Source organism: Staphylococcus casei (assembly GCF_030294405.1).
Taxonomy (GTDB): domain Bacteria; phylum Bacillota; class Bacilli; order Staphylococcales; family Staphylococcaceae; genus Staphylococcus; species Staphylococcus succinus.
Window position 1 is genome coordinate 2,165,974 of the sequence record NZ_CP125718.1, and the last position, 18,556, is coordinate 2,184,529.

General features: G+C 33.0%; 19 protein-coding genes. 8 read left to right on the forward strand and 11 right to left on the reverse strand.

The window, feature by feature from the left end; all coding sequences use genetic code 11:
• Window positions 1-8: 8 nt before the first annotated feature.
• Window positions 9-1,349, reverse strand: coding sequence for a DEAD/DEAH box helicase family protein (locus tag QMO72_RS10555; RefSeq protein ID WP_103267303.1), 1,341 nt, complete (start codon window positions 1,347-1,349; stop codon window positions 9-11).
• An 18-nt stretch (window positions 1,350-1,367) separates the two neighbouring features.
• The gene (fakB1, locus tag QMO72_RS10560) at window positions 1,368-2,231 is read right to left on the reverse strand and encodes a fatty acid kinase binding subunit FakB1 (RefSeq protein ID WP_103267302.1); all 864 of its coding nucleotides are present in this window, start codon (window positions 2,229-2,231) and stop codon (window positions 1,368-1,370) included.
• Between the two features lie 176 nt (window positions 2,232-2,407).
• Here fakB1 and QMO72_RS10565 point away from each other — a divergent pair, with 176 nt between their 5' ends.
• On the forward strand, window positions 2,408-3,049 hold the full coding sequence (locus QMO72_RS10565; protein ID WP_103267301.1) for a YigZ family protein: 642 nt from the start codon (window positions 2,408-2,410) through the stop codon (window positions 3,047-3,049).
• A gap of 295 nt (window positions 3,050-3,344) precedes the next feature.
• Here QMO72_RS10565 and QMO72_RS10570 read toward each other — a convergent pair whose 3' ends face one another.
• Entirely contained in the window at window positions 3,345-4,400 is a 1,056-nt protein-coding gene (locus QMO72_RS10570; protein ID WP_103267300.1) for a glycosyltransferase family 4 protein, read from the reverse strand.
• 401 nt (window positions 4,401-4,801) lie between these two features.
• Between QMO72_RS10570 and gdpS the strand changes: the two genes are divergently transcribed.
• From gdpS to pepT, 4 genes are all read left to right on the forward strand, one after another.
• Window positions 4,802-5,872: a GGDEF domain-containing protein GdpS gene (gene gdpS / locus QMO72_RS10575; protein WP_103266731.1), complete on the forward strand. Its 1,071-nt coding sequence runs from the start codon at window positions 4,802-4,804 to the stop codon at window positions 5,870-5,872.
• 226 nt (window positions 5,873-6,098) lie between these two features.
• A complete protein-coding gene (locus QMO72_RS10580) occupies window positions 6,099-6,860 on the forward strand; it encodes a threonine/serine exporter family protein (protein ID WP_069823599.1) in 762 nt (253 codons plus the stop codon).
• Window positions 6,861-6,874: 14 nt separating this feature from the next.
• Complete coding sequence (locus QMO72_RS10585) at window positions 6,875-7,375, forward strand: threonine/serine exporter family protein (RefSeq protein ID WP_420918100.1); 501 nt, start codon at window positions 6,875-6,877, stop codon at window positions 7,373-7,375.
• 11 nt (window positions 7,376-7,386) lie between these two features.
• On the forward strand, window positions 7,387-8,619 hold the full coding sequence (gene pepT, locus QMO72_RS10590) for a peptidase T (RefSeq protein WP_103266729.1): 1,233 nt from the start codon (window positions 7,387-7,389) through the stop codon (window positions 8,617-8,619).
• 144 nt (window positions 8,620-8,763) lie between these two features.
• On the opposite strand, the gene QMO72_RS10595 is transcribed toward pepT, so the two are convergent.
• The 3 genes from QMO72_RS10595 to QMO72_RS10605 all read right to left on the reverse strand — a co-directional run bounded on the left by QMO72_RS10595 (window position 8,764) and on the right by QMO72_RS10605 (window position 11,636).
• A complete protein-coding gene (locus tag QMO72_RS10595) occupies window positions 8,764-9,888 on the reverse strand; it encodes a glycerate kinase (RefSeq protein ID WP_103266728.1) in 1,125 nt (374 codons plus the stop codon).
• 380 nt (window positions 9,889-10,268) lie between these two features.
• A complete protein-coding gene (gene ytxJ / locus QMO72_RS10600; RefSeq protein WP_103266727.1) occupies window positions 10,269-10,589 on the reverse strand; it encodes a bacillithiol system redox-active protein YtxJ in 321 nt (106 codons plus the stop codon).
• 153 nt (window positions 10,590-10,742) lie between these two features.
• Window positions 10,743-11,636, reverse strand: coding sequence for an EMYY motif lipoprotein (locus tag QMO72_RS10605; RefSeq protein WP_103266725.1), 894 nt, complete (start codon window positions 11,634-11,636; stop codon window positions 10,743-10,745).
• A gap of 127 nt (window positions 11,637-11,763) precedes the next feature.
• Here QMO72_RS10605 and QMO72_RS10610 point away from each other — a divergent pair, with 127 nt between their 5' ends.
• From QMO72_RS10610 to QMO72_RS10620, 3 genes are all read left to right on the forward strand, one after another.
• Window positions 11,764-12,303 carry a GrpB family protein gene (locus QMO72_RS10610; protein WP_103266724.1) on the forward strand — a complete coding sequence of 180 codons (540 nt, stop codon included), beginning with the start codon at window positions 11,764-11,766 and terminating at the stop codon, window positions 12,301-12,303.
• Between the two features lie 123 nt (window positions 12,304-12,426).
• Window positions 12,427-13,377: a UDP-N-acetylmuramate dehydrogenase gene (gene murB / locus QMO72_RS10615; protein WP_103266722.1), complete on the forward strand. Its 951-nt coding sequence runs from the start codon at window positions 12,427-12,429 to the stop codon at window positions 13,375-13,377.
• Between the two features lie 15 nt (window positions 13,378-13,392).
• Window positions 13,393-13,707, forward strand: coding sequence for a CHY zinc finger protein (locus tag QMO72_RS10620; RefSeq protein WP_103266720.1), 315 nt, complete (start codon window positions 13,393-13,395; stop codon window positions 13,705-13,707).
• A gap of 170 nt (window positions 13,708-13,877) precedes the next feature.
• On the opposite strand, the gene QMO72_RS10625 is transcribed toward QMO72_RS10620, so the two are convergent.
• The 5 genes from QMO72_RS10625 to QMO72_RS10645 all read right to left on the reverse strand — a co-directional run bounded on the left by QMO72_RS10625 (window position 13,878) and on the right by QMO72_RS10645 (window position 18,284).
• Window positions 13,878-14,201, reverse strand: a complete 324-nt coding sequence (locus tag QMO72_RS10625) for a PH domain-containing protein (RefSeq protein WP_103266719.1) — start codon at window positions 14,199-14,201, stop codon at window positions 13,878-13,880.
• Between the two features lie 208 nt (window positions 14,202-14,409).
• Window positions 14,410-15,456 carry a ferrated catecholamine ABC transporter substrate-binding lipoprotein SstD gene (locus QMO72_RS10630; protein ID WP_103267693.1) on the reverse strand — a complete coding sequence of 349 codons (1,047 nt, stop codon included), beginning with the start codon at window positions 15,454-15,456 and terminating at the stop codon, window positions 14,410-14,412.
• Window positions 15,457-15,566: 110 nt separating this feature from the next.
• Complete coding sequence (locus QMO72_RS10635; protein ID WP_069823591.1) at window positions 15,567-16,370, reverse strand: iron ABC transporter ATP-binding protein; 804 nt, start codon at window positions 16,368-16,370, stop codon at window positions 15,567-15,569.
• Window positions 16,367-17,326 (reverse strand): iron chelate uptake ABC transporter family permease subunit, encoded by a 960-nt coding sequence (locus QMO72_RS10640; protein WP_103267694.1) that lies wholly within the window; start codon window positions 17,324-17,326, stop codon window positions 16,367-16,369. The genes QMO72_RS10635 and QMO72_RS10640 overlap by 4 nt, the downstream gene beginning before the upstream one ends.
• A complete protein-coding gene (locus QMO72_RS10645) occupies window positions 17,316-18,284 on the reverse strand; it encodes an ABC transporter permease (RefSeq protein WP_069823589.1) in 969 nt (322 codons plus the stop codon). The genes QMO72_RS10640 and QMO72_RS10645 overlap by 11 nt, the downstream gene beginning before the upstream one ends.
• Between the last annotated feature and the right edge of the window lie 272 nt (window positions 18,285-18,556).

The window sequence follows — 18,556 nt, forward strand, 5'->3', positions numbered from 1 at the left end:
GTAGGCATTTAGTCATCTATCCACCCCTTGCGTCGAGCTAAAGTGTTCATTTTTCTTATATTGTGTCTGGCTTTAAGCATATTCAAAGTAATGCCTTCATGAAAAAACAACACAAGTCCAGTTGGTGCTTGTGCCTTTCTTCCTACCCTACCGGCAATTTGAATTAAAGCACTACTGTCAAACGTATGACTATGCATGACAATGACATCCAAGTTTGCCATGGTAAAGCCTCTTTCTAGAATTGTAGTCGTAAAAATAATATGATATTTTCCACGTCTCAAATTTCGTATTTTTTCAAATCGCAAACTATCTTCGCTATGCACATATGTTAGCGAAGCAATTTTCTTTTTATAATGTGCGTACATTTGTTTCATTAATTGAATATGATTGAAAAATACGAGGGTATATCGTTTTGATTGAATTTGATGCATCAATATATTTAACAGCATGTATTGTATTTTATAGGGCTGAATTTTATAATATTTAAATTTAGGAAGAGGTAAAGCGTGTCTGTGGAATCGCGCAGGTAACGTGACAAGTGTATCATCACGCATTTGTCGTAATAGTTTTCGGGGTGGTGTTGCTGTCATGTAAATATGACTATAACGTTTTTTTGAAGCTGCTGTTATAGCATGCATTAACGATGGATCCATTGAAAGCGGAAAAGCATCAACTTCATCGACTATGATGACATCAAAGTGATGCTTAAATCGATATAATTGATGTATGGTAGCAATTACAAAATGTCCATTATACATTTGCCGTTGCCCTTGATAAAGTATATCTATATGTTCTTCTTGAAAGGCCTCTTTCATGCGTAAACTCACTTCTAATACTACGTCTACGCGAGGTGATACGATTGCAATATTATCCCCTCGTTGTCTCGCAAATTTTATACCTTCAAATGTCATCTCTGTCTTACCTGCACCTGTTACTGCATATAATATTAATGAACGGTACGCTTGGAATGCATTGACAATCTTTGAGGACGCGAATAATTGTTGCTCAGAGAGTTCAAACGATAAGTTATATCTTCCTCCAGAACTTTGTTGTCTTGATTCAGTAACATAAATGTCTCTGATATTATCCATTCTACCTAGGGTAATACAATTTCTGCAGTAGACAATGGTTTGACCTAATACTTTTGAAAAATATTCATAAAAATGCTTTGGCTCTACAGTGTCGCATTGACAGCATCGCCACTTGCCTGCCTTTTTTATAACTCCTTTTGAATGAAACTTTATTACTTCATCGGATAATTTTGTTTGATCGGTGATTAACTTTCCATAATGTTTGATTGACGATGACCTCCATAAAAAAAGACATGTTTGCCTCAACTGGCATACCATGTCTTCATCAAATTCCGATTAATCTGTGCGTATATTTCTACCTGTATAACCTAAGCCCATGCCTCCAGAACCAAGGTGTGCTGCAACGACCGGTCCTAATTGAGAACTATAAACTTTATATTGCGGATAATTTTCTATTAATTCTTTATACATCCACTGCGCATCTGCCTCTATATCGCCTGCAACAATATATAAAGTCACTTCATCATATGTTTTCACATGATTTATCACTTTATTGATAATCTCTTTTAAAGCGCGTTTTTTAGTACGTACTTTTTCCTCAGGCAAAATCAATCCATCTTCAAATTTTAAGACCGGCTTCATTTTAAGCATAGTACCAATCCAAGCTTGAGCACCTGTTATGCGCCCACTCTTTTGTAAGTTTTTAAGATCATCTACCATTAAAATAGCACCTGTCACTTCACGCATTGATTCTAAGTCTTCGATAATCGCTTCAGGTTTATATCCTTCTTCGATCATTTCAACCGCACGTAACACGTATCCGCCCTCAATCATAGCTGCTAACTTAGAATCGAAGGTGTGTACTCGAATACCTTTAACCATTTCGCCTGCTTGGGTAGCTGTTTGATAACAGCCACTAATTCCAGATGATAGAAATACACCTACAATATCAGTGTATCCTTCGTCATGTAATTTTTCATAATTCTCTATAAATTCACCAATGGCAGGCTGGCTTGTTGTCGGTATGGTCTTTGAGGTTTTCATTCTCTCATAAAAGTCTGGCGTTGATATTGTTTCATTCTCAATATAATTTTCACCGTTATCGAACGTAACACTTAACGGTGCGATTTTAATGTTATATTTATCGATTAAAGTTTGAGATAGATAACTCGTTGAATCTGTCAAAACAGCGATTTTCATCATAATCCTCCTCAATGATACTCACAACTATAATACCTTATTTTCTGTTAAAAGAAAATTTATTTTTGTATTTAATACATTATTCAATTCAGTGTATAATATATGTAATTAAAGTATTTTAAAGCTATCATCGATAACAATACTCATAATAAATTAAAAACTGAGGTGTCGTTAAAATGGAATCATCTGTTATTACGATAAAACAAGAACATACGATAGAGAATGTGATTAGTAAATCGCGTTTTATAGCACATATAAAGCCCATTTCATCTGAAGCAGAAGCTAAAGCATTTATAAACGAGGTGAAAACTGAACATAGTGAGGCTACCCATAACTGTTCAGCCTATACAGTTGGCGATCAAATGAATATCCAGAAAGCCAATGATGATGGAGAACCTAGTGGTACTGCTGGAGTGCCTATGCTTGATATTTTAAAAAAACTAGAGGTACATAATGTTTGTGTGGTAGTCACACGTTATTTTGGCGGTATCAAATTAGGTGGCGGTGGCTTAATTCGAGCGTATAGTGGCGCTGTCAGAGATGTAATTTATGACAGCGGTCGTGTATCACTACGCCCTGCTATACCGACGATGGTTACAATTGCTTATGACTTAACTGGAAAATTTGAATACGAGCTGGAAACAACGACTTTCTTATTACGTGATACGCAATACACAGATAAAGTCAGTTATCAAATTGACGTGGTCGAAACGGAATATCCACAATTTATTGATTTTCTAAATCGTATAACAGCTGGAAACTATGATTTAATCGAAAATGATATTGTTCGTTTACCTTTCGACATACCAACTACTTAAAAAATGTTGAAGATAATGACAATCCCAGCTCTACCTTTCTTATTACATTCAATAAAGCTACATAATCCTTATAAATTAAAATCTCGTGTATGTGATGGCGCATCACCTCTCCAAATTGATATATTCCACGTTTAATAGCATACGTAGAAATATATAATAAAAGGCTCAGCAGATTTTTGAAATCTGCTGAGCCTTTCCGTATTATTTTGCTTAATACCCATAGTTCTTTCTTAATTGGTTAACTGTACTTTTACCAATAGCAAACAAATTAATTATCAATCATCGTCACTTATGATTAATTGTCATTATGCTTTTCTTTGTTTTCTATTAATTTCATTAACGGGCGATAGTCATCATCGATAAGCCCGGTAAATTCTACAATTAATTCGATTGTTATTAAAATAAGTATCAACATCATAAGCACGCCCCATGGTTGAGACAAGTATAATATAATGCTAGAGAGACTAAATAATAAAGCAATAGAATAAATAAGTAATACTGTTTGACGATGAGAGTAACCAAGTTCTAATAATTTATGATGTAAATGTGATTTATCGGCCTGCATAATATGCTGGCCTTTCTTCACACGACGTATCATTGCAAATAAAGTATCAATAAATGGTACTGCTAGAATAACGATTGGGAAGAATAGTGAAACAAATGTAATATTCTTAAACCCTAATAAAGATAGGAATCCTACTATAAAACCAATCAACAATGCCCCACTATCTCCTAAGAAAATTTTAGCTGGATGGAAATTGAAACATAAGAATCCTAGTAATGCACCGATTAACACACTACATATCATGATGATAAAAATATTTGCTTGTAAAATTGCTATAAATCCAATTGTCATTAACGCAATCATCGACACACCCGAAGCCAAACCATCTAGACCATCGATTAAATTGATGGCATTCGTAATTGCAACAATCCATATTACGGTAATTGGGATGGCAAACACACCAAAATGTAATGTTGGTCCTATAGGCAATGAAATAAAATCAATTGTAACGCCATAGTATACAACTACTAACGCAGCAATGATTTGTCCTAATAACTTTACAATTGGCTTCAGTTCATAGATATCATCTATGAGCCCTACCAAATAGATTAATACTGATCCAATAACAAGTGGTTTAACTTCTGTCTCTATGGGATGGCCTAACCATATGCCCACTAAAAAAGATAAAAGTATAACCGTTCCACCAAGTACAGAAACAGGTTTCGTGTGCACCTTTCTAAAGTTAGGTTTATCCACGATACCAAGTTTATGTGAAACCTTTATGATAATTGGTGTTAGTATTAAACTGACAATCATTGAAAAAATGATTAATAATAACGTATACATCAGTTCACCTTCAATAAAATAATTCTTAATTATTTTGATTTTAAAATTTTAAGTTTAAAAGTCTTCTTTCAATGTTTCCATTAAATAGCAAAGACATTAAATTCTTATTTTTCTTAATTCATGATAAGCTATATAAATTTATTAGTCATATCAATAACTTAAGTATATAATACATGATTCGCTTTTACATATACAAATAGTAATGAGATAATTAGTAATCATACATCAATATAGTTAAATTTATTATAAAATAAGTGAATTATTTTTTATATTATCACTCAGAGGGATATTTTAACATGAAATTTAGGTGAATGTTATATATTTCTATTTACATATTGATGACAAATGGTAAGTTTTCATTTACAATAACTAGGTGTTAATTCAAAGGAGCGTAAAGTAAAATGTTTGAAGCTATTATCTATAATATGTCTGTTATTGTGGCTGGGATATATTTATTCCACCGTTTACAGTACTCAGAGAATAAAAATATGGTATTTTCAAAAGAATACGTCACTGTATTAATGACGATAGTGGCACTTTTACTATCTGTTTATCCTGTGCCGTTATTTCATGAATACTCACTCTACTTAACATTTGTACCCATATTATTTTTAGGTAGATACACAAATGTCTTTTATACTGTACTCTCAGCAATCATAGTATCTATCGTTAATGTACTGATAGGTGACTATACGATTATTGCTGCTGTCATACTGATTGTAATCGCAGTCATTGTCGGAGCTATTGGCCCATTTTTAAAACAAAGTGATAATATTTCATTACAAATACTCAATGCCATCACTTTAGTTATTTATCTCATTTTAGCACTAATTAGTCCTTATTATGAGCTTACTGAAGTATTATTCTTAATCCCATTATCATTTATTCTAACGATTACATCTTCAGTTACTTTTGTAGATATTTGGCATTTCTTCTCATTAGTCAATCGCTATGAGAATGAAGATAAATTAGACTACCTTACTGGTCTAGGCAACGTTAAAGAGTTTGATAGACATTTAAATGAAACCACAGCTCTCGCTGAAGAAAATAATGAAAGCTTAGGTTTACTACTCATCGATATCGATGGATTTAAAGACGTGAATGATATGTATTCACATAAATCTGGTGATGCAGTCTTAAGACAAGTTGCACAGTTATTAAAAAATTACGTACCTCAGCAATTTAATATTTACCGAAATGGCGGCGAAGAATTTTCTATTGTATTAAATAATTATACGCTAGATCAATGTGTTAAATTAGGTGAAAGTATTCGTTTAGGTGTAGAACAATCAACATTCCACCTACCAAATAAAGAAGTTATCAAACTCTCTGTCTCCATCGGTGTAGGCTACCTCACTCAAGATGATCATAAATCTCAGCGTAAAGTGTTCAAGGTTGCCGACGATATGCTACACATGGCTAAAAACGAAGGACGAAATCAAGTTATGTTTAATCCTATCGTTAAGTTATAATTACAGTGATAAAGCAAATTTTAATATTTATGTTTACTGACAACATGCATTCGCGTATGTTGTCAGTTTTCGTATAGAAATTAAGGCATTGAAAAATAATTGAGTTTGCTACAATATATATATAATATTAAAAAAGATGACGGAGTGCTAAAAGTAATTGAAAGTTATAATTGTAGGTTGTAAACTTTCAAGTGTTCTATTATCTATATTAGGAGGTGAGTCATCTATGTCAGAATCAATTACAATTATTGATGAAGATAAAGTCATTGATGTCGTACTAATTGCAGGAAGAATATTATTAGAAAGCGGCGCAGAAACTTACCGTGTAGAAGATACGATGACACGTATCGCTGCGAGTTACGGTTTAGATGATACATATAGCTTTGTGACATCTACAGCAATTATATTTTCCCTCAACAATCGTACGAATACAAGGCTGATACGCATTCGTGAAAGAACTACCGATTTAGAAAAAATTGCTTTGACTAATGGTATATCACGTAAGATTTCAAGCAAACAACTCGATATAGATGAAGCAAAGTCTGAACTGATTCATTTGCACCACGCTTCCTTACAATTTTCATCCATTACGAAATTCTTCGCAGCAGCCATTGCATGTGGATTTTTCTTATTTATGTTTGGCGGCGTAAAACAAGACTTTATTATCGCAATTATCGCAGGGGCTGCAGCATTTTTAACGTTTGACTTTGTTCAACGTTTTATTCAAATCAAATTCTTTTCAGAATTTATTAGTGCTGCAGTAGTGATATCTGTTGCTGCAACATTTACACAATTAGGTTTGACTCATAACCAAGATATTATAACCATCGCGGGTGTAATGCCTTTAGTACCTGGTATATTAATTACAAACGCTATTCGTGATTTAATGGCTGGCGAACTCATCGCTGGCATGTCTCGTGGTGTAGAAGCCGCACTGACTTCATTTGCTATTGGAGCCGGTGTTGCTATCGTTTTACTACTATTTTAAAAAGGAGCGTTTTCATGATTATAGGTTATTATGTACTACAGTTTATAGTGAGTTACTTAGCTACAATGCTTTTTTCAATTATTTTTAACGCTCCAAGACGTCTCCTTTTAGCCTGTGGCTTTGTCGGAGCGATGGGATGGATTATTTATAAACTTTCCGTGGATTTGGATTTCGGTAAAGTTATGGCTGCATTTCTCGGTAGTTTTATATTAGCGCTTATGAGCCATGTGATGAGTCGTCGTTATAAAAGACCTGTTATCATCTTTATAGTCCCTGGCATCATACCATTAGTTCCAGGAGGGTTAGCGTATGAGGCTACTCGCCTTTTAGTCAGCAACGCCTACACGCATGCTGTAAATGCTTTTCTTGAAGTTACATTAATTTCTGGTGCTATTGCATTCGGCATTTTATGTGCAGAGATTATTTATTATATCTATACGCGTATTAAACAATATTTTGGTAAAATGAATGGTAAGATATATAGAAAATCATATAATATGAACAACAGAGCTTAAGGGGTGTTTTTATGAAAAATAATATAATTGATCGTTTAACAAGATATGTCATGATTGATACACAGTCTGACCCAGAATCTAACACTACGCCATCTACAGAGAAGCAATGGAATTTACTCAATTTGTTACATCAAGAATTAACAGATTTAGGATTGGTCACTGACATGGATGATAATGGTTATTTATTTGCAACTTTAGAAAGTAATGTCGACGTTGCATTACCGACTGTAGGATTTCTAGCGCATGTAGATACATCACCGGATTTCAATGCAACTCATGTAAATCCACAAATTATAGATGACTACGATGGCGCTCCTATTCAATTAGGTAAAACCAATCGTGTTCTAAACCAAGATGTATTTCCTGCTCTAAAGAATGTTGAAGGTCACACGTTAATGGTGACAGATGGTACATCACTGTTGGGTGCAGATGATAAAGCCGGCGTCGTTGAAATTATGGAAGCAATGAAATATTTAACGGAACATCCAGAAATTAAACATGGCCGTATTCGTATCGCCTTCACACCAGATGAAGAAATAGGCAGAGGCCCTCATGCTTTCGATGTTGAACGATTTAATGCCGATTTTGCTTATACGATGGACGGCAGTGAATATGGTGAGTTACAATTTGAAAGTTTCAATGCTGCTGAGGCAGTCGTAACCTGTCATGGTGTGAATGTACACCCTGGTTCTGCTAAAAACGCCATGATTAATGCAATTCTTTTGGGTCAACAATTTAACGCGTTATTACCACAAAATGAAGTACCTGAAAGAACTGAAGGATACGAAGGTTTCTATCATTTAATGAAATTTAATGGTGATGTTGAGAAATCTACATTACAATATATCATTCGAGATCACGATAGAAATAAGTTCGAACTACGCAAGAAAAATTTAATCGAAATTAAAAATGATATTAATACTCATTATGAAGATGATCCTATAGAAATTGAAATTAATGATCAGTATTACAATATGAGAGAGAAAATTGAACCTAATCCACTTGTCATAGATATCGCTAAGCGTGTATTTGCTGATTTAGATATACCCGCGAATACAGCACCTATTCGTGGTGGTACTGATGGTTCTCAACTTTCTTATATGGGATTACCAACACCAAATATTTTCACAGGTTGCGACAATTTCCATGGTCCATTTGAATATGCTTCTATCGATGTAATGTCTAAAGCTGTAGAAGTAGTTATAGGCATCGCTCAAGAAGTTGTGCGTACTTATAACAAATAGTTAATATCTTACCTTATGCAGTAGTTACGCTGCAATATGGGCACCAATGCGCCCAAACTAAAAAGTGTCCTAGCAGATGTTGAACATCTGCTAGGACACTTTTTGAGTTCGATATTACATCCTATCTTATTCTATTGTAGCAACTTATTTATAAGCATCGAATTCTGTTTTCAATAGCTTAATCGCTTGCACTGTATAATGTCTAATTTGAATGCCCATTTTAAAATCAGTAAAACTTTCAGGCATTTCAATGAAAGTATTAAACATCGAAGTGACGCCCATCGATTCAAACAAATCAAACTTATCATCCGTAGCACATATTGCAATTGACGGTTTATTATATTTGGTAGCTAATTCTGCAATACGTATAGTTGTTGTCTCTAGTAATTGATCTTCTTCATTGACGCCTTCGCCAAAAATGATTAAATCTGCTTGTTCAATAAGTGTTTCCAAATGTGTAATTTGATCTACAAGCTCGTGACTTGTCATAATTTCAGCACCATAAAGTCCATTTAATACTGCGGCAATACCTCCGCCTGCACCACCATTTTGAATCGGTCCTAATGCAAGTCTTAGCTCACTTTTGAAAATTTCACTTAAATACCAAATTAAATTGTCTATCTCTGCGGCACTCTCGCGTGTAAGCCCAAGTGATTCATATGTTTGCATAATCTCACTATTTTTCCCATACAACTTACTATCAAAATCTGTCATGAGTTGTAATCGAATATCTTTTAATCTTGGATGCAACTCAGAAGTATCTATTTTGCGTATATATTTCAATACACTACTACCTTGTCTTAAATCTACTTCCTGAGCTTCATCGTCATAGAACTTAGCTCCTAAGGCTTGTAGCATGCCTGCGCCGCCATCGAAGCTACCAATACCACCCAGTGATATGATAATATGCTCAGAATCATTATCTAGAGCATCTACGATTAACTCGCCTAAACCATAGCTTGTACGTTGATGAATAGGTTTGTTCCCTGTTAAAAATAGATTACCTTCAATGACTGTCACTTGATTATCTGTAATACCATAAACCGCTTCGACTTCATTCATATCTGCATCATGAGCATATACTTTATATTTCGTTCCTGACTGCCATAGAAAAACTGAGTCCATCAGTTCATGTCTCCCATTAAATAAAGGAACTTGGACAATATCTGCGCTTTCTATTTGGCTCGCAACTGCTTCTTCAACATAACGATTGGCTTGATAACTAGAAATAATACCATTAAACTCATCCATCGCCACTAAAACTTTCATCTTGTCACCTCAAATATTTATATTAATAACTGTTATTGTATGCTGATTGTGAATCCATGATATCCCGATCATGTTCTTTTTGATTTCACAATTAATCACGAATCAACTGCGTGAATTATTCTGCTATGATATCACTACATCCATGTGTATATTGCTACGGTTTGATCATACTCAGTTTATTATATCAACATTTAATTCTTAGACTACATAATTTAGCACTATAGATTTGTGGACTATCATATAGTAGTCATTAATTCTCATACATTTCTACATTATACATGTCATTAGTAAATTTTTCACATTATAAGAAACGCTTGTTATACTCTTTCTAAATAAAAAAGTGTAACAAGCGTTGGATAGTACTTCTATTCATTTGTTGATTACTCTTCAGCGTTAGCTAATGAAGTAACATTAATATCGCCATAATTTGCATGCCAAATCGCCTGTCCCTTTACAAAGTAAAACGCTTGTGGCGATTCATGCTTTACATGCGTTTTCTCTTCTATATAGTTAGATAATTCTCTTTCTTGTTGTACAACCAAATAATAACCATCCATATCTCTTTCATATAAAAATTTGTTGAATTGGTCAAATGCATTTGCTGAAATCGGACACGTTTCGCTATGTTTCAATACAAACGCATAATTATTTTCTTCAATAATTTGCTCAAACTGGTCAATCGAACTCAGCTTCATAGCCATTCTATTCACCTCTAAAAATATTTAACACACAATAAGTTTCTACAAGTGTGAAAGTCCCACGATATATACATATCATTGCTTCCAATTATACACAATTACCTTTTTGTTGTTAACCGTTTATTATAAATCTAATAACTTCACTCACTACATACTTTAGTTATAGCTATGCTTAAGTTCACTGTATCGTTTGTCGAAAGTCTTGTCAAACTGCTCTATATCTTTACCTTCTTGTGGCAATTTATCGTAGTCTATACGTTTTAATTTCTCACTATTTTCTATTGTTTCTTCTCTTGTTTCATAATAATTTTGTAGACTATAGTACATTTCAATCGCATTTTTACGTGCGTCATTAACGTAACCATCTTTAATCTCAGCTTTATTTAAATCTTTAATTTCTGTAGTAATCAATGGCATGATTTCTTCATTAATCGCATGTTTTACTTTATTAGAATCTGATGATTCTAATGCATTTTCTGCAGTTTGTCTTAAATCTTTATTGTTCTGTTCAAGTTTATGCTTAAAGTTATTTACATCTGCTGTTTCTCCAGCATTGTTAGCCTTTTGCATATTCTTTTCTACTTGTGATCTGTTTTTTTCGAATAACTTCGTATAATCTAAAATATCTTCATTCGCTTTAATAGATTGATTATATAAATCAACAAATGATGTTAACTCATTGATTGCTGATTTTTTCTGCTTCACAACATCTAAATAGGATGATTTTAGTTCTTTTGTTTCCTTCGATTCGGCTGGCAATTGTTTAGCTGCTTTTTCATATTCATCCATCTTAGGCACTAATTGACTATTCAATCGATTTTGCAAATTATTAAATTCTTTCTTATTTTCATCAGTCATATCGGTTTTACTTAAATCATCTAACCGCTTCAAATGGATATCATCTATTACTTTTTCAACTTCATTACCTTTATTCTTAACATCGTTGAGTGATGTATCAAAATCTTTAAATTCTGAAGATGCTTTATTTCCGCATGCACTCAGTGACACAGAAAAACAAATTACTAAAACAATACAAAGTATTTTTTTCATTTCTGCACTCCTTATTATTCCGTATTATACAGAAACTTATTTAACTTGAAAATGATATGTGATATATTATTTCAGAATTTACAGTTTAACAGTTCTATCACTAGATTTAAAGGAGTGCTCAACAGATATGTATACAAAGATTCAACCATTTATCAATGAAGATACAAACCATCATTTTACTAAATTATATGAAACGTATCGTAACATACTTTTCAATTTATTAGATACGCCTATTCAATCAACACACCACATTGGCGGTACGCAACATTTCAACTATCCCACTGAGCCTATATTGGATATCTTAGTTGGCGTTGAGAGTTTACATGACATCACATCTTTAGATGAAAAACGTTTAAACTACACAGGATTCTATCGTTTACATCATACTTATAAAAAGAAAGTTGTCATGGCACAATTTAATAACATGATTGATTTAAAACAAATCGCTCGTTTGCACATTATTCAAAAAGATTCATTACTCTACAATGAATATTTACAAACGAATTGTGCATTGTCTACAGATAATCATATTGCAAAAGTATATGGCGAAAACAAAGCACAATTAGCGCACAACGTACCGACGATTCGTGCATATGAAAACCAAAAGCAAAAACTATTTTCAAAATTAGCCAAAGACCTTAAACATGATGATGTAACATTTAAATAGTTTATGGGCCTTTTTAACAATTCATTCATATAGATGACTATAAATTGTAAACAAAATATAAATTTCTATGATAATTTGCCATACTTTTTAGCAAATACATACAATCCTTGGTATAATAAACAAATGAATTCAAGAGGAAGGGATGTTCTAAATTTGCATAAAGATAACATCTTAAAAGAATTAGAAGCAATTGTACCCAAAGACATTATTAAAATAGACGAACCTTTAAAACGTTATACATATACAGAAACTGGTGGGAAGGCCGATTATTACTTATCACCTACTACTAATGAACAAGTTCAGGCCATCGTACACTTTGCCTACTCAAATGATATTCCTGTTACATATCTAGGGAATGGTTCAAATATCATTATTCGTGAGGGTGGTATTAGAGGTATTGTCCTTAGTTTACTATCTCTAAATTACATTGAAGTATCAGATGACGCAATTATTTCTGGAAGTGGTGCTGCTATTATCGATGTATCACGTGCTGCTAGAGATCATGCCCTCACTGGACTAGAGTTTGCATGCGGTATTCCCGGTTCAATAGGTGGCGCTGTCTTTATGAACGCTGGTGCTTATGGTGGAGAAGTTAAAGATTGTATCGATTATGCCCTGTGCGTAAATGACAAAGGTGAGTTACAAACCTTTACGAATAAAGATTTAGAATTAGATTATCGTAATAGTATCGTGCAAAAAGAACATTTAGTCGTTCTAGAAGCCGCGTTTACTTTAGAACCCGGAGACAAACAAGAGATCCAGGAAAAAATGGACGATTTAACAGAACGTAGATCATCTAAACAGCCCTTAGAATATCCTTCATGTGGTAGCGTCTTCCAACGCCCACCAGGCCATTTCGCAGGTAAGCTTATTCAAGATTCTGACTTACAAGGTCATCGAATCGGCGGTGTCGAAGTTTCATTGAAACATGCTGGATTTATGGTAAATGTAGACAAAGGTACTGCTACAGACTATGAAAACTTAATTCATTACGTTCAAAAAGTAGTAAAGGAAAAATTTGATGTTGAATTACATCCAGAAGTAAGAATCATAGGAGAATATCCTCAAGATTAATAGGAGATTGATACAATGGTTAATATATACGGTCCAACAGTTGATAATGAAAGTCGCTGCATCCATTACCAAACGCCATTAGATATAATTGCAATCAAATTCAAGTGTTGCAATAAATATTACCCATGTTATAAATGTCATAACGAAGCTGCTTCTCATACTATACAACGATGGGATTCAAGTGAATTTAATGAAAAAGCAATATTATGTGGTGTATGTAAACATGAAATGACAATAAACGAATATATGATGATAGAAGCATGCCCTAATTGTGATGCTCACTTTAACAATCGTTGTAAATATCATTATCATCATTACTTTTCCATATAAGTTTGCTTTCATCCTTTATCACAACCCAATTAAGCGTAAAAACCAACTAAAAAATAGCTGTTAGCTTAACTCGTTTGGCCATCCCCTATGCGAGTTATACTATCAGCTATTTTTGTTTACTTATCATACTTTCATATTACTCAAATTCGAATCAAAAGACCAAGCAACATTTATTTAATGTGATTTTCCACATACTTCACAAAGGCTTCTGCATCACCTTTTTGAATATCTTTCATTGGCATTGGACCAATGTTGAATTTGAAATTAATGCTTCCACTATCATATTCGATGCTTTCTACTTCATTGTAAGCAATACTTCTATAATAAAATTCTCCATTCATATCGACATTTAAAATAATGCGTTCATTTGTAGCAATAAAAGCACCTTCAAATTCTGAAGAACCTTGAACAGAATATTCAATGGTACCTAAAACGGCAGGTCCTTTTTTCTCGGTTGGATATAAATCATTTGGATTCACATTATCTAATATCACGTGTATCTTCCCCTTTTTTCATCATTTTAAATTATTATACAATTTTTCAGTAAAATTTTTGACTGAATTGCTCATTACCTCTTTATCATAGCATTATATAAATAATAAACAATTCTTCAAAGTTTTAAATAGTATATAAAAAGAAGCCACTCATTATAATGAATGGCTTCTCTATTTAGCTAATGACATGGCCCACACGGCATGCTTTTTATTTATCTAATAATTTTTCTACTTCATCAATTTGTTTGATTGCTGTAGTTGTAGAACCGCTAGCAAAATACCAAAGTTTTGGATCTAACTCTAAAACTTTATTGTCTTTAATAGCGTCCACATCTTTTATTACATCATTACCTAATGCTTGTTTTGCAGTAGATTTTCCACCAATTGCTTGTCCACGGTCCATAGCAAAAATAATACTTGGATTTTTTTCTGCAATATACTCGTTTGTTATATTTTGTCCATGCGTACTATTTTTAATATTTTCATCTGCAGATGTGAAGCCCATTGTATCAAAAATCATTGAACCAAAACGTTCTCCAGCTCCAAATGTAGATAATTCTCCCTCATTAACTAATAAGAATAGTGCTTTTTTATCTTTCATATCTTTTGTTTTATCTTTGATGCCGGCAATTTTATCATCTAATTTTTTGTTTATTGATTTTGCTTTATCTTCTTTGTCGTAAATTTTACCTATGTTTTCAGCATTTTTCTTCATTGAATTGACTTGATCTTTTTCATCTGCACCAACATACACTACTTTTGCTTTTGGCGCTGCTTTCTTAAATTCGTCTAGATTTTTTTGATTAGCTGTACGCCCAGATATGTATATAACGTCTGGTTTCGCTTCAGCTACTTTATCGAAATTCACTTCTTTAAGGCTACCTGTATTTAAATATTTTTCATCTTTAAAATCACTTAAGAAATCTGGTAATGATTTACCATCTTCACCTTTAGGAACTGCTTTAACTTTATCTTCAAGTCCCATTTCTTTCATCGTATCCAATGTACCATAATCAAATACAACTGCTTTTTCAGGATTCTTAGGCACTTCAACAGTTTCTTTTACCTCTTTAGCATCGCTACCATCACGTTTTTCCCCACTCGCTTGGTAGTTATTTTCGATTTTCACTGTCTTATTTGATTCTTCATTACTTGATTTAGAGTCTGATGATTTTTTCTCATCTGCTCCGCCATTACTACATGCTACTAATAAAAACATTAAACCTACAACTAATAATAAAGCATATTTTTTCATGTTGTTAAATTCCTCCTGTGTTTTATATCGTTTGTCTACCTTTTATGTGCCTGTAAAACTTTATAACGTTACGTTTACATCACTCCTTTCAAAAAGCTTACAAACTACGCTTATAACGAATGTACAAGTGCCAAATCCTGTTGTTCTGCCATCATTTCATCAAAGTACACACAAATACGCTGACCTCGTATTTCTTCGATTCTCACTTCCATATCATAAAGCGTTCGTAATGTGTCTGTTTGAATGACATCATTTTTCTCACTTGCTTTAATCACAGCGCCATCTTTTAAGGCGACGATGTCATCCGAATAACATGACGCAAAATTAATATCATGAATCACTACAACAATCGTTTTATTTAAGTCTTGAGCAAGTTGTCTTAAAGTTTGCATAATTTGCACAGAATGTTTCATATCTAAATTATTTAATGGTTCATCTAACAATATATAATCTGTATCTTGTGCAATGGTCATAGCAACATATGCACGTTGACGCTGACCACCAGATAAGGTTTTTAAATAACGGTGCCTAATTTCATTAAGTTGTAACAGTTCTAAAGCATATTCAACCTGTGCTTTGTCATCTTCTTTTAAATGGCCTTTAGAATGTGGAAAGCGTCCAAAGTTCACTAATTGCTCAACTGTAATATTAAGCTCCGTATGATTGGATTGCTTTAAAATCGATAGTTTTTTAGCCAAATCGTTACTCTTATATTGATTAATAGATTTGCCTTCTATATCTATAGATCCATCTTCAAAATCTATTAAACGTGTAATTGCTGATAATAGCGTGCTTTTACCAGCACCGTTTGGTCCTATCATAGATGTTAAACGCCCCTTTTTTATCTCAACGTTTATATCTTTTAAAATGGCTTTATCCTGAATTGTTTTGTTAAGACCTTGTACTCGTATCAATTCGCATTTCTCCTTTTTATTAACAAGTAAATGAAGTAACTTCCACCTACCAAATCAATAATTATACTTACTTGCGTCGTTGCTTCAAATAAATTCTCCACTACCGCTTGTGCTATAAATAAACTTAACCAACTCATACAAATCGTTGCTGGTAATATATACTTATGCTCATACGTTTTCATCAATTCATGTGCTAAGTTAACAGTAAGTAATCCTAAAAATGTTATTGGGCCAACAAGTGCAGTTGATATAGAAACAAGCATCGCAACTAATATCATCATTACTCGCGTCACTGTTTTATACGAAACGCCTAAGTTGATAGCTTGATCTTTTCCTAATAACAGTACATCTAAATACGGAACAGCAATCGCAGTTATAATCACTAAAATGATAAGTATAATACCACAAAGCGTAACGAGCTTACTGTTCGAGGCGTCAAAGTTTGCAAACATCGCACTTTGTACTGCCAAGAAATCTTCAGGATTAATGATTAATTCTAAAAAGCCAGTAATACTTTTGAAAAATGTTCCAAGTATAACCCCTACAAGTAGTATAAAATAAACTGACACATCGCCAATCCTAAATATACCTTGGAATAAAATGAGTGAAAAAACAATCATAACCACTAAAGTAATTATAAAGTTAAGGTATAGATTCGTTACGAAAACGGATTGGACGCCAAAGCCGAAGACTAGTAGTACTTTTACAAACATGTAGACTGAATCCAAACCCATGATTGATGGTGTTAACAATCTATTAGTTGTTATAGCTTGAAAAATGACTACTGAGGCAGCTATCGCAGCACCAACTAACAACATTAATATCAGTTTTCTTAGACGACTTGAGAATTGATATTGAAAAATATCAAAATCAATACCTAATACAAGGTAAAGCGCCCCAGCTAATATGGTTAAAGCAATTAATATAAATAGCTTATGTTTCGCACTAATTTGCATAATGATGTCGTCCTTTCATCAGCAAGATTATGAAGATAATAGTGCCAAAGACGCCAATTGTTAATCCGATATTAATTTCATAAGGATAAACGACAATTCTCCCTATAATATCTGAAAACATAACAAATATAGCTCCTAACATCGCTGTATGAGGCAATGCATTCTTCAAGTGATCTCCTCTAAAAATAGAGACAATATTAGGAACAATTAATCCTAAAAATGGTAATGTCCCCACTGTCACCACTACCAATGCAGTAATCGTAGCTGTAATAAATAATCCGATGTTTATTATTTTTTCATAATTCACACCTAAATTGTTACTAAAATCTTTTCCCATCCCTGCTATCGTAAAATGATTTGCGAATATGTATGTAAGTACTAATAATGGAATACTTAAATATAATATTTCATATCTTCCACTCGTGATAATTGCAAAGTTCCCATTCAACCAATTGCCAACACTTTGAACTGTATTTGTTCTTAATGCCATAAAAGTAGCAAAACTAGAGATAATACCACCTAGCATGATGCCTAATAACGGTACAAAAATGACATCTTTGAAACGAATAAGCTGAATCAGTTTTACAAATAAAAATGTTCCAGCAATGCTCAAAGTAACTGCAAATGCTAACTTAATCATGATGTTTTCTTCTGGAAAGAATATAAGAGAGATTAATATACCTAACTTAGCCCATTCCATAGTTCCTGCTGTAGTTGGACTTACAAACTTATTTTGCATCATCTGTTGCATGATTAATCCTGCAAGTGCCAAGGTGCTCCCAGATATTAATATACTTACTGTTCTAGGGATTCTACTAGAAACAATAATATTCATCTGCTCTTTAGATAAATGAAAAATATCTGTAACAGAAACTTTACTTACACCTATAAATAAAGAAAGGATAGTTAATAATAGTAGAATAATAAATAAAACAATACCATTAAGTAAAAATTTCATAATATAGACCTTAATCCTTTCTATGTAATATTGAATCAACAATCATACTGGTTATGATAATCATTATCAATATCTATACTAAAATTCTACCATTTTCCTTTATAAATTCAATAGTTATCACAAATTTTGTTAAAATATCGTTAAATTATATGGATATATATCTAATAATGATGGTATAAAATATTTAATGTTAAATATTGAGATGAATATAGTACTAAAACTTACTAAATTCTATGTATTTTATGAATAAATGTAATTTACAGCGTGAATCT